Annotated in this window: 11 protein-coding genes; 3 read left to right on the forward strand and 8 right to left on the reverse strand. The window is 70.3% G+C overall.

The window, feature by feature from the left end; all coding sequences use genetic code 11:
• Positions 1 to 454 precede the first annotated feature (454 nt).
• Both QRX60_RS23820 and QRX60_RS23825 read left to right on the forward strand, forming a co-directional pair.
• Positions 455 to 1,084: a YigZ family protein gene (locus QRX60_RS23820; protein ID WP_286002986.1), complete on the forward strand. Its 630-nt coding sequence runs from the start codon at positions 455 to 457 to the stop codon at positions 1,082 to 1,084.
• A 323-nt stretch (positions 1,085 to 1,407) separates the two neighbouring features.
• A complete protein-coding gene (locus tag QRX60_RS23825; protein WP_286002987.1) occupies positions 1,408 to 4,128 on the forward strand; it encodes a GH92 family glycosyl hydrolase in 2,721 nt (906 codons plus the stop codon).
• Positions 4,129 to 4,174: 46 nt separating this feature from the next.
• Here QRX60_RS23825 and QRX60_RS23830 read toward each other — a convergent pair whose 3' ends face one another.
• From QRX60_RS23830 to QRX60_RS23840, 3 genes are all read right to left on the reverse strand, one after another.
• Positions 4,175 to 4,747, reverse strand: coding sequence for a GNAT family N-acetyltransferase (locus QRX60_RS23830; protein ID WP_286002988.1), 573 nt, complete (start codon positions 4,745 to 4,747; stop codon positions 4,175 to 4,177).
• 40 nt (positions 4,748 to 4,787) lie between these two features.
• Positions 4,788 to 5,045, reverse strand: a complete 258-nt coding sequence (locus QRX60_RS23835; RefSeq protein WP_286002989.1) for a hypothetical protein — start codon at positions 5,043 to 5,045, stop codon at positions 4,788 to 4,790.
• 125 nt (positions 5,046 to 5,170) lie between these two features.
• The gene (locus tag QRX60_RS23840; RefSeq protein WP_286003680.1) at positions 5,171 to 5,632 is read right to left on the reverse strand and encodes an Lrp/AsnC family transcriptional regulator; all 462 of its coding nucleotides are present in this window, start codon (positions 5,630 to 5,632) and stop codon (positions 5,171 to 5,173) included.
• A gap of 80 nt (positions 5,633 to 5,712) precedes the next feature.
• Between QRX60_RS23840 and QRX60_RS23845 the strand changes: the two genes are divergently transcribed.
• Positions 5,713 to 6,747 (forward strand): Glu/Leu/Phe/Val dehydrogenase dimerization domain-containing protein, encoded by a 1,035-nt coding sequence (locus tag QRX60_RS23845; protein ID WP_286002990.1) that lies wholly within the window; start codon positions 5,713 to 5,715, stop codon positions 6,745 to 6,747.
• Here the strand turns inward: QRX60_RS23845 and QRX60_RS23850 are convergent.
• The 5 genes from QRX60_RS23850 to QRX60_RS23870 form a co-directional block, all read right to left on the reverse strand.
• Entirely contained in the window at positions 6,716 to 7,966 is a 1,251-nt protein-coding gene (locus tag QRX60_RS23850; RefSeq protein ID WP_286002991.1) for an ABC transporter substrate-binding protein, read from the reverse strand. The genes QRX60_RS23845 and QRX60_RS23850 overlap by 32 nt on opposite strands.
• A complete protein-coding gene (locus QRX60_RS23855; protein WP_286003681.1) occupies positions 7,963 to 9,063 on the reverse strand; it encodes a branched-chain amino acid ABC transporter permease in 1,101 nt (366 codons plus the stop codon). The genes QRX60_RS23850 and QRX60_RS23855 overlap by 4 nt, the downstream gene beginning before the upstream one ends.
• Before the next feature lie 67 nt (positions 9,064 to 9,130).
• A complete protein-coding gene (locus QRX60_RS23860; protein WP_286002992.1) occupies positions 9,131 to 10,009 on the reverse strand; it encodes a branched-chain amino acid ABC transporter permease in 879 nt (292 codons plus the stop codon).
• Positions 10,006 to 10,851: an ABC transporter ATP-binding protein gene (locus QRX60_RS23865; RefSeq protein ID WP_286002993.1), complete on the reverse strand. Its 846-nt coding sequence runs from the start codon at positions 10,849 to 10,851 to the stop codon at positions 10,006 to 10,008. Before QRX60_RS23865 ends, QRX60_RS23860 begins: the two co-directional genes overlap by 4 nt.
• On the reverse strand, positions 10,839 to 11,648 hold the full coding sequence (locus tag QRX60_RS23870; RefSeq protein WP_286002994.1) for an ABC transporter ATP-binding protein: 810 nt from the start codon (positions 11,646 to 11,648) through the stop codon (positions 10,839 to 10,841). Before QRX60_RS23870 ends, QRX60_RS23865 begins: the two co-directional genes overlap by 13 nt.
• Between the last annotated feature and the right edge of the window lie 159 nt (positions 11,649 to 11,807).

An 11,807-nucleotide genomic window follows, 5' to 3' on the forward strand; every position in this document is an offset into this window, starting at 1 on the left:
TGGTCAGTCGAGAACAGTTGCTGTTGTCGGCGTTGTCGGTGTCGCAGAGCAAGATGCCGCGAAGCGTCGGCCGAGCGGCGATGCTCGGAAACCGGACGCGGGTCATCTGGGAGGCCGCACAACGCTGGGCAGCCGAACATGTCGGTCCTGCGCACGCGCACAGACGGACCACTGTGGTGGGGGTCAGTCGGAGCGCGCGGTGTTACTCCCGGGTTCGCCGGGTCTTATGACGATAGTGTGAATTCGCTGTTATCGACATACGTCGTTGTCCCCGGGTGGGAAATGCCACGCATACGTTGACGGCCCCCAGGGTAGTCCCATATGCCGGGCTGGACCTCCCGAAGAGCGGTCTATGGTCGCTCTGACCAGCGGAAATGTCCGTCCGAAGTGGCCTGGGGCACGTGTGGCGACGCCGCTTCGGGGTGGGAAGCTGAGTGCATGGCGGACTCGTCCGATGACTGATCGTTATCTCTCCGTGGCTCGTCCGGGGGTCCACGAGATCGAGATCAAGCGCTCCCGGTTCCTCTGCGCCCTGGCTCCGGTGACCTCGGAGGAGGCCGCGCGCGAGTTCATCGCGGCTCGCCGGCGCGCCGATCCGGGGGCGCGGCACCACTGTCACGCGTTCGTCCTGGGTCCCGACGGGCGGACCCAGCGGTCCAGTGACGACGGTGAGCCGGCCGGTACCGCGGGTACCCCGATGCTGGAGGTGCTCCGCCGTCGCGAGCTGACCGACACGGTCGCGGTGGTGACGCGGTACTTCGGGGGAGTGCTGCTCGGGGCGGGCGGGCTGATCCGCGCGTACGGTCAGTCCGTTTCGGACGCGCTGGAAGTGGTTGGTGTACTAGAACACCGGCGTCTCAGGCTCGTCGAGGTGGCGGTGAGTTACGACCGCGCGGGCCGGCTGGAGAACGACCTGCGCGCGTCGCGGTACCTGCTGCACGCGACCCGCTTCGACGAGTCGGCCCGCTTCGAGATCGGCTTGGCTCCGGACGAGGCCCCGGTGTTCGAGAGCTGGCTCGCGGACCTGACGAACGGCGAAGCGACGACGACGGAACTCGGCGAGACCTGGGTGCAGGTCCCGTGATCGAACCCGGAACCCGCGTGATCGAACCCGGAACTCGCGAGTTCCGGCTCTGATCACGCGGGTTCGGGGTTCCGTCCCGCGCGACGGTGAACCAGCGGTGCCGAGTGGTCCGGTCCGGATTCGCTTGGCGCGCAACGAACTTTCGGTGCTACCGCGATCGGGTCGACTCGTGGCACCATGTCGTGCCACCGAGTTCCGGTACCACTTCGATCGCCACGACGTCGTCGACGCGGCTCGCGCTGACAACGTTGTCACCTTCTGCTTTGCTTGCCCGACAACGTTGTCGCCCGGCGGAAAGCGTGCGACAGGGAGAGGAACGGTTCATGTCCAGACCACTGCCGAGGTTCGCCGGACGGCTGCGCACGGCGGCGCTCGCCGCCCTCCTCCTGGGGGCCGGGCTCGCGGCACTGCCCGCGTCGCCGGCAAGCGCGGCCTCACCAGCCCTCACGCAGTACGTGAATCCCTTCATCGGCACGGACAACAGCAACTCCCCGAACCCCGTGCCCGGCGGCGCCGGCGGCAGCACGTACCCGGGCGCGGTCGTGCCCTTCGGGATGACGCAGTTCAGCCCGGACACCCCGACCGGGTCGCCGTCCGGCTACCGCTACAGCGACACCAGCATCGAGGAGTTCAGCCTCACCCACTTCAACGGCGCCGGCTGCCCCAACAACGAGGACCTCGGCCTGCTGCCGATCACCGGCGCGATCGGCACCTCGCCCGGCACCGGCTGGACCGGCTACGCCGGCCGCTACACGAAAGCGAACGAGTCGGCCGCGCCCGGCTACTACAAGAACAAGCTCGACAACTACAACACGACCGTCGAGCTGTCCGCGACCCAGCGGTCCGGCTTCATGAAGCTGACCTACCCGAACACCACGAGCGCGCGGCTGCTGGTCAACACCGGCCGCAGCGCGACCGGCAACCGCAACGGAAGCATCAGCATCAGTGGCAGCCAGCTCACCGGCTCGGTGACCGGTGGCGGCTTCTGCGGGTCGTCGAAGACCTACCAGATCTTCTACGTCGTCCAGTTCGACCGCGCGCCCAGCGGCTTCGGCACCTGGCTCGGCGGCACGGTGACCGCCGGGTCCGCGAGCACCAGCGGCACGAACTCCGGCGGCTACGTCACCTTCGACACCTCTGCCAACACCACCGTGCAGGCGAAGGTCGGCATCTCCTTCGTCAGCCTGGCCAACGCACAGGCGAACCTCGCCGCCGAGAACCCCGGCTTCGACTTCGCCGGGATCCGCGCCGCCGCCGACACGAGCTGGAACACGATCCTCAACCGCGTCCAGGTGACCGGGGGCGCGGCCGCGGACCTGCAGAAGTTCTACACGGCGCTCTACCACGTGTTCCAGAACCCGAACGTCGCCAGCGACACGAACGGCCAGTACCGCGGGTTCGACCAGGCGATCCACACCGCGTCGCACACCGTGTACCAGAACTACTCCGGCTGGGACATCTACCGGTCGTGGGCCGCGCTGATCGGGCTGGTCGCGCCCACCGAAGCGAGCGACATCGCGAAGTCGATGGTGCTGGACGGCCAGCAGGGCGGGTTGCTGCCCAAGTGGTCGCACAACAACAACGAGCACTTCGTGATGACCGGTGACCCCGGGCCGATCGTCGTCGGCAGCATGTACGCCTTCGGGGTCCGCGGATTCGACACGGCGGCCGCGCTGACCCTGATGGACAAGAGCTCCAACGGCGGCACCACGCAGGGGCAGGCGATCCGCGGCCGCCAGTCCGGGTACGTCAGCCGGCACTACGTCACCGAGGACCCGTCGGACTCGCTCGAGTACTCGGCATCGGACTTCGCGGTGGCGCAGTTCGCGAAGGCCGTCGGCGACACGACGAAGTACACCACCTACATGCAGCGCGCCCAGTGGTGGCAGAACGTCTTCGGCACCGACTCCGGCTACATCCAGCCGCGGGGCAGCACCGGCACGTGGGCCTGGCCGGTCGTGCCGTCGAGCAACAGCGGCTACACCGAGGGCAACCCGTCGCAGTACACGTGGATGGTGCCCTACAACTACCAGGGCGTGATCAACCTGATGGGCGGGGCGACGACCGCCGTCCAGCGGTTGGACCACCACTTCACCCAGCTCAACGGCGGCCTCACCCAGCCGTACTTCTACATCGGCAACGAGCCCGAGCACGGCGTGCCGTGGGCGTACAACTACGCCGCCCACCCGCAGGGCACCAGCTCGGCGGTGCGGCGCGTGATGAACGAGTCGTTCACCACCGGCGCGGGCGGCCTGCCCGGCAACGACGACCTCGGCGCGACGTCGGCGTGGTACGTCTTCGCCGCGCTGGGGATGTACCCGGCGACCCCGGGCGCAGACGTGCTGGCCCTGCACGGCCCGCTGTTCCCCTCGGTCTCGATCGTCCGCCCGAGCGGCACGATCCAGATCACCGGAAGCGGTGCTGGCCAAGGCGCGCAGTACGTGCAGGGCCTGAGCGTCAACGGCGTTTCGACGACCAAGTCGTGGATCCGCTACGGCGACATCGCGGGCGCGTCGACGCTGAACTACACGATGGGCTCGTCGGCGAGCGCGTGGGGCACGACCGCGGCGGACGTCCCGCCGTCCTACAACGACGGGTTCACCCCGCCGCCCGCCGCGCCGGAGCTCGGCCCGAACCTGGCGCAGGGCAAGGCGGCCACTGGCTCGGCGGCGTGCAACTCGGCCGAGGGCGCGGCCAACGCGGTCGACGGCAGCCTGGCGAACAACAGCAAGTTCTGCAGCACCGCCGCCACGAAGTTCCTCCAGGTGGACCTCGGGTCGGTGCAGAACGTGTCGTCGTTCGTCGTCAAGCACGCCGGCCTCGGCGGTGAGACCACGGCCTGGAACACCGGCGCCTTCACGATCCAGACGTCGACCGACGGCTCGACCTGGACGACGGTCGCCTCGGTGTCCGGTTCGCGGGCCAGCCGCACGTACCACCCGATCACGACCCGGTCGGCCCGGTACGTGAAGCTGAACCTCACCACCCCGGCCAACGACGGCAACGGCGCGGCCCGGATCTACGAGTTCGAGGTCTACCACTGACCCACCGGTCGTGAGTGGTTAGGGCGGTTAGAACCGCCCTAACCACTCACGACCGGGCTGCGGCAGACCACTCGTCGCGGGTGATCGCGTACTCGACTTCGCCGTGTTCGCTGCCCGGCGCCCGCTCGTGCTCCGGGAACTCCTCGAAGTACGTGCGGACGAACGTCATCCCCAGTTTCTCCATCACGCGGCGCGAGCGTTCGTTCACCGTCATCGTGAACGCCGTGACGCGGCGGACCCCCAGCTCCGTGAAGCCCTTGGCGAGCAGCGCCGCCGAGCCTTCGGTTCCGTAGCCCTTGCCCCAGGCCCGCTGGTGCAGCCGGTACCCCAGCTCCGGCTCGTCCGGCGGGTCCTGCGGGCGCGGGCGGAAATGGAACCACCCCAGGAAATCACCGGTGCTCTTCTCGATCGCCGCCCAGAACCCGTAACCGGGGAAACGCTCGTAGTAACCGAGGAACGCGGGAAGATCCAGCGTGACGATCTCGGTGCGGTCGGCCGGCTGTCCCCCATTGAGGTACTTCATCACGGCCGGGTCGTCGTAGAGCTCGAAGAGCAAGTCGGCGTCGTTCTCGGTGAACCGGCGGAAGATCAGCCGCTCGGTTTCGAGGAATACGTGCATCGGGTGATGCTGTCAGTGACCCCAGTGCGTGGCAATGCAATTACGCGGCGACGGCGAAGGCCTCGCCCAGCGCCAGCGAGCCGGCCCCGGTCAGCACGGCGGGCACGCGCTCGCCGCACTTGCCGGGACGGGCGGGTGCGATCAGGCCGAGCCGCGCGAGCCGGTGCACGGTGGACTGGTCGCAGCAGCTCAGGCCGTCGATGAACAGGTCGGGCTCGCAGCTGCAGCTGATCTCGGCGTGGCCCCCGGCCACGGCTCTCAACGTGGCCCGCTCACGGTGGTTCAGTTCCGTTGTCATGGCGGTGCCTCCTTCCCGTCAGGGACTCATTAGACCGCCCACCACCGACATTTTCCGCCTTTGAGGGTGCGAACCCGGGTATTTCAAGGGGAACACTTAGGGGTGGCGTGTCGCACTCACCAGGGTTACCCCGGCGGAAGTGGTCCAAGCGTCGTCTTGCGCAGGTGACGGAAAACGATCGACGTCCGGAATCCGACGATCTCCCGGCGCAGGGCCAGCCGGTCGGCCAGGAACGCGTGCAGCGCGTCGATGTCGGGCGTCGTCACTTCGATCAGGAAATCGTCACTGCCCGCGGTCACGTACACCGAAAGCACCTCCGGCAGTTCCGAGATCGACCGCTGGAACTCGTCGATGACCGCCCGGCTCAGCGGCCGCACCTGCGCCGCGACGAGCGCCCGGACGCCGCGGTTGAGGCTCGCCAGGTCGATGTCGGCGTGGTAGCCGCGGATGACGCCCCGCTCGCGCAGCAGCCGGATGCGTTCGAGGCACGTCGAGGGCGCGATGCCGACCTTCCGGGCGATCTCCCGGTTGGTCTGCCGGGCGTCCTCCTGCAGGTGCCGCACGATCGCCGAATCAAGTTCGTCCAGCACGGGAGCCTCCGGGGTCGTGCCGAATTTCGTTCGGCGACATGTCGACAGTGTCGACGTTCACCCTAACTTCAGTCGGTATGACCGCACATGAACAGCTCGTCGCCCGGCGTGGCCGTCGATCCGGCGTCACCACGATGGTCGCGATCCATTCGACCGCCCTCGGCCCGGCCGTCGGCGGCTGTCGCCTGAAGCCCTACGCCGACCTCACCCGGGCCGTCGACGACGTCCTGCGCCTGTCGGCCGCGATGACGGCGAAGTGCGCCGTCGCGGGGCTCGCGTTCGGCGGCGGCAAGAGCGTCATCGCGCTGGAGCCCGGCCGCGTCCTCTCGCCGGAGGAGCGCCGGGACGTCCTGCTCGACCACGCCGACCTGGTCGCCGAGTTCGGTGGCACCTACCTGGCCGGCCCGGACGTGGGCACCGGCCCGGCCGACATGCTGGTGCTGCGCGAGGTCTCGGCGTTCGCGTTCTGCACGCCCGAGTCCGCGGGCGGCACCGGCTCCTCCAGCGGCCCGACCGCCGTCGGTGTGCTGGCCGCCCTGCGAGCCGCGCTCGGCTCGCCGGACATGACCGGCCGCCGGGTGGTGATCAGCGGCTACGGCTCGGTCGGCGCACACCTCGCGGCGAGCCTGCACGCGAGCGGTGCCGACGTCGTCGTCTCCGACATCGACCCGGCGAAGCGCGCCGACGCCGAGAGCGGCGGGTTGACCTGGGTCGAGCCCGAGAAAGCGCTCACCCTGACCGCCGATGTGGTGATCCCGGCGGCGATCGGCGGGGTGCTGAGCCCCGAGACGGTGGCCCGGCTCGACACGCCGCTCGTCGTCGGCCCGGCCAACAACCAGCTCACCGACGACGCCGTCGCCGACGACCTCGCCGCCCGCGGTGTCCTGTGGGTCCCGGACTACGTGGCGAGCGCGGGCGGGATCCTCTACACGCTCTCGCGCGAAGCGGAGGGCCTGGACCACGACGCCGCGCTCGCCCGGGTCGAGACGATCGAACGGACCGTCGAGGACCTCCTGAAGGCCGCGCAGGCCAACGCGACCACCCCGCTGCACGAGGCGGCCGCGCTGGCCGGGCGACGGCTCACTTCTGGTGCGGCGCCACGTACTCCTTAGCCTCGGGCGCTTCGAACAGCGGCTTGACGTACCGGACGCCGCCCTCGGCGGTGGCGTCCGGGGTCGCCGCGTACACCTGGCGCGTCGCCGGCGTCCCCGGCTTGGAGAAGTCGAGCGCCGCGACCAGGTTGTCGGTGTTCGCCGACGTCGTCTGCTTGAGCGCCGCGGCGATGCCGTCGCGGGTCAGGTCCTTGTTGTCGCAGGCCTTCTTCAGCACCGCGCCCCACACCTCGCCGACGGCGTAACCGTAGGGAACACCACCGTTCGGCGTCTCCTTGTACGCCGCCTTGTACTTCGCCGCGACGTCCTTGGCCTTCGGCAGGTCGGCCGAGAACGGCACGCTGCTGGCGACGATCGTGAGCTTGTCGAGCGCCCCGGCGGCCGGGCTCTTGAGCAGCGCCGGGTCGAACGTCGGGTTGTTGCCCAGCACCGGCACGTTCAGCCCGAGCGCCTTGTTCGCAGCGACGGCGGACCCGGTCTGCGCGGGCGTGGTGGTCAGCGCGATCAGCTTCACCCCGGCGCCCTTGAGGCCGGTGACGACGTTGGTGAGGTCGCTGTCGGTCGAGGTGATCTTCACCTCCTTGACCGTCAGGTTGTGCTTCTTCGCGTAGAACTGCGAACCGCGCAGGCCGTTCTTGCCGTACTCGCCGTCGATGTAGACGTGCGCGATCGTGTCGCCGTCCTTGAGCTGCCCCTGCTCCTGCAGGTACGCCAGGCCGTCGATCATCTCCACGTCGTAGGTGGTGCCGACGATCATCACGTACGGGTTGTCGAGCAGCTCCGACGACCACGACGCGGGCGCGGCGACGGCCTTGTCGGTCGCCAGGTTCTGCTTCAGCGCGGCGACGACGGGCGAGCCGAGCAGCTGCACGAACCCGAGCACCTTCGGCTCGATCTGCGGGTACAGCGTCTTCGCCGTGTCGGCCTTGTAGCCGTGGTCGACCTCTTCGAGCTTCACCTGCCGTCCGCAGACGCCGCCGGCGGCGTTGAAGTCCTTGGCCCACAGCTCGTTGCCCTGCGTGACGCCGAGGCCGAGGTTCTTGAAGACGCCGGACTTGTCGGTCATCACGCCGAGCGTCACCTCGGTGGCGGTCACCCCCTTGCCGGTCTTGACGCCCGAGCTGTCCGAGCCCGACGAGCCCGAGTCGCCCGCTTTCGTGCTGCAGCCGGCGAGGGTCAGGACGACCGCCAGCGTCACCGCCAGGTGTGTGCGTTTCATGGTTCCTCCGCGGGTTGACCGGGTTGACGGCGAAGACGTTTCTGCGTGATCCGGCGGCCGATCGCGGCGAGGCCGCCCGGCTCGAACAGCACGACGAGGATGATCGCGGCGCCGTAGACGAACGAGCTGACCAGGATCGGGGTCAGCGCGCCGTCGCCGGTGCCGGAGAACCAGCCGAGGTCGGCGGAGTACAGGGCGAGGACCTGCGGCAGGCCGTTGACGATCAGCGCGCCGACCAGCGCGCCGGGGACCGAGCCGAGCCCGCCGATGATGACCATCGCGAGGTAGGCGATGGACACGTTGATGCCGTAGGTGCCGAACTCGCTCTCGTCCGGCTTGAGGATGTCGAACCACAGCACGGTCATCGCGCCGGCGAGGCCGCCGTAGGCCGACGATACGGCGAACGCGCCCGCCTTGGCGCGCAGCACGCTGACCCCCATCACCGCGGCCGCGGCCTCGTTGTCGCGCACCGCGCGCCACGACCGGCCGACCCGGCCGCGGACGGCGCCGCGCGCGATCACGAACGCCAGCACGGTGAGCAGCAGGAACAGGTACCACGTGCGCTCGGCCTGCTGGATCGGCACGCCGAGCAGCGTGATCTGCGGGCCGTCGTTGGTGAAGGGGAAGCCGAACAGCGAGAACGGCGCGGGGGCGCGCCCGGTCGACGTCCCGCCGGTGAGCTCCTCGGCCGACTGCCCGAAGTAGAGGCCGAGGAACACCAGCGCCAGCGAGGCGACGCCGAGGTAGATCCCGCGCAGCCGCCCGGCCACCGGTGCGAAGGCCAGGCCCAGCAGTGCCGAGACGACCACCGCGCCGAGCAGCGACAGGCCGGGGTCCAGGCCGAAGCCGACGACGCGGTCGTCGCCGGTGGGCCCGGAGAGCACGGTGTAGGCCGTGCCGCCGGCGAGCAGGAAGAACGCGTGCGCCAGCGAAAGCTGCCCGGCCTGCCCGACCACAAGCGTCAGCCCGATCGCGCCGACCCCGCCGATCATCATGTACTGCCCGGCCTTGAGCCAGGCCGCGTCGAGGTAGAGCGGCAGGGCGAGCAGGACGACCAGCAGCACGAGCCACGCGGCCCCGCGCACCAGCTTCGCCAGGTCGCGGTGCGGCTTGACCGGCGGCTCGCCGGCCGCGGGCGGGCTGTCCACTTCGGACACGGCGCTTTCAGACACGGGTTCGCTCCCTCGTGCCGAACAGCCCCGAGGGCCGCACCACCAGGACCACCAGCATCACGAGGAACACCGCGCTCTTCGAGAAGTCGAACGAGACGTACTGCGCGGACAGCGCTTCCACGAGCCCGACGACGAGGCCGCCGACCACCGCGCCCGCCGTCGAGTCGAGGCCGCCGAGGATCGCCGCGGGAAAGGCCGCCAGCGCGATCGAGTGCGTCCCGCGCGAAAGCCCGGCGCCGGAGAAGTCCTGCGTCGCGATGAACAGCACGGCCACCCCGGCCAGCAGGCCGGCGACCAGCCAGGCCGTCGCGGTGACGCGGGAGCTGCGGATGCCCATCAGCGCGGCGGCTTCGCGGTTCTCCGCCTGCGCCCGCATCGCCACGCCCCAGTTCGAGTACTTGAAAGCCAGCCAGAACGCCGTGATGAGCACCGCGGCCACGCCGAGGGCGACCAGGTGCGTGCGGAACAGCGTGATCCCGCCGAGCTGGAACGGCTTCGCGTCCCAGGCGCCGCCGAGGAAGGGGAGCGTGACCCCGAGGCGGCGCACGATCTCCTCGGTGACGATCACGTCGACGCCGATGGTGAGCAGGGCCAGGCTGTTCGCGTCGGCGTGCCGGGAGCGGGACAGCAGCAGCCGTTCCACGACCAGGCCGAGCAGCCCCGCCGAAACGATGCCGGCCAGGGACGCGCCCACCCAGCCCAGCGCGTCCCGTGTCACCACGACGAGGTAGCCGCCGAAGAGCACGAGCGAGCCGTGCGCGAAGTTGACCACTTCGGTGGCCTTGAAGATGATCACGAACCCCAGCGCCAGCAGCGCGAACACCGCGCCCTTGCCGAGCCCGTTCACCGTGAGCTGCAGGAATGTGTTCACGCCGCCTCCGTGCCCAGGTAAGCCTTGATGACGTCCGGGTCGGCCTGGACCTGCGCCGGGGTGCCGTCGGCGATGCGGCGGCCGAAGTCGAGCACCGTGACCCGGTCGGCGATGCCCATCACCAGGCCCATGTCGTGCTCGACGAGCAGGATCGAGATGCCCAGCTCGGCGCGGATCCCGCTGATCGTGCCGGCCAGCTCCGCGGTCTCCGCCGCGTTCATCCCGGCGGCGGGTTCGTCGAGCAGGAGCAGCACCGGCTCGACGGCGAGCGCCCGGGCGAGGTCGACGCGCTTGACGACGCCGTAGGGCAGTGCGCCGACCGGAGCGTCGACGACCGCGTCGAGGCCGAGGAACGCGCAGATCTCGCGGGCGCGTTCGGCGTGCCGGCGTTCGGCGCGGACCGTCCACGGCAGCCGGAGCCCGGCAGCGAGGAACCCGCCGCGGGTCAGCGCGTGGCGTCCGAGCATGACGTTGTCGAGCACGGTGGAGCCGGCCGACAGCGCGGCGTTCTGGAAGGACCGCCCGACGCCGAGCCCGGCGAGCTTGTGCGGGGCGAGCCCGGTGAGGTCGGTTTCGCCGAGCCGCACGCGGCCGGCGTTGGCCCGGTAGAGGCCGCTGATCACGTTGAAGCAGCTGGACTTCCCGGCGCCGTTCGGCCCGATCAGCGCGTGCAGCGAGCCGGGGGCGACGGTGAACGAGACGTCGTCGAGCGCGCGGATCCCGCCGAACCGCAGGGAAACGCCTTCGACGCACAGCTTTTCGGGGGTCCGGGTGGCGAAGCCCCCGGCCCGAGGCGAAGCCTCGGCCGGCACCGGCAGCTCCGGCGGCGTCATCCGGCCCACCTCGACAGCGTCCGGCCCGCGAGGCGTTCGCGCGCGGTCTCCGCCTCGGCGTCGGCGGTCTCCTGCGACTCGGCGTGCCCGCCCAGGTAGAGCCGCTGGACGTCCTGGCTGGCGGCGAGCTCGGCCGCCGTCCCGGCCAGGGCGACCCGGCCGACCTCCAGCACGACGGCGTGGTCGGCGACGCCGAGTGCCATCACGGCGTTCTGCTCGACCAGCACCACGGCGGTGCCCTGCTCGTGGATCTCCCGGACGGTCCGGCCGATCTGCTCGACGACCTTCGGCGCCAGCCCCAGCGACGGCTCGTCGAGCAGCAGCAGCCGCGGCGCGGACATCAGCGCCCGGCCGATGGCCAGCATCTGCTGCTCACCGCCGGACAGCAGGCCGGCGCGCTGCTTGGCGCGTGCGTTCAGGACGGGGAACAGCTCGTCGACCCGCTTGCGGGCGACGGTGCGTTCGGCCGCCGTGCGCGCTCCGATGCCGCCGGCCCGCAGGTTCTCCTCGACGGTCATCCGGGCGAAGATCTGCCGCCCCTCCGGCACGCCGACGACGCCGAGCCGGACGATCCGGGCCGGGTCGAGCTTGCCGAGCGCGTGGCCGTCGTAGCGGATCTCGCCGGCCGAGATCGCGCCGCGGTGCATCCGGAGGGTGCCTGAGACGGCCCGCAGCAGGGTGGACTTCCCGGCGCCGTTGCTGCCGAGCACGGCGAGGACGCCGTCGGCGGAGACGTCGAGGTCGACGCCGTGCAGGGCGGCCGTCGACCGGCCGTACCGCACCCGCAGACCACGCACGGTCAGCACGGACTCACTCCAGGGCGCAAGAGGCCTCCTCCACTCGTGTGACGTGAGTCACCGTCGGTGGCGGTCATCCTGCGATCAGGCGCGGCTCTCGGACACCCCCACTTGGAGACCCCGCGGGACACGAAACGGACACGGCGAAGCTCCCTACCGCGGCTGGTC

The sequence above is a fragment of the Amycolatopsis mongoliensis genome (assembly GCF_030285665.1).
In the GTDB taxonomy this organism is placed as follows: Bacteria; Actinomycetota; Actinomycetes; order Mycobacteriales; family Pseudonocardiaceae; genus Amycolatopsis; species Amycolatopsis mongoliensis.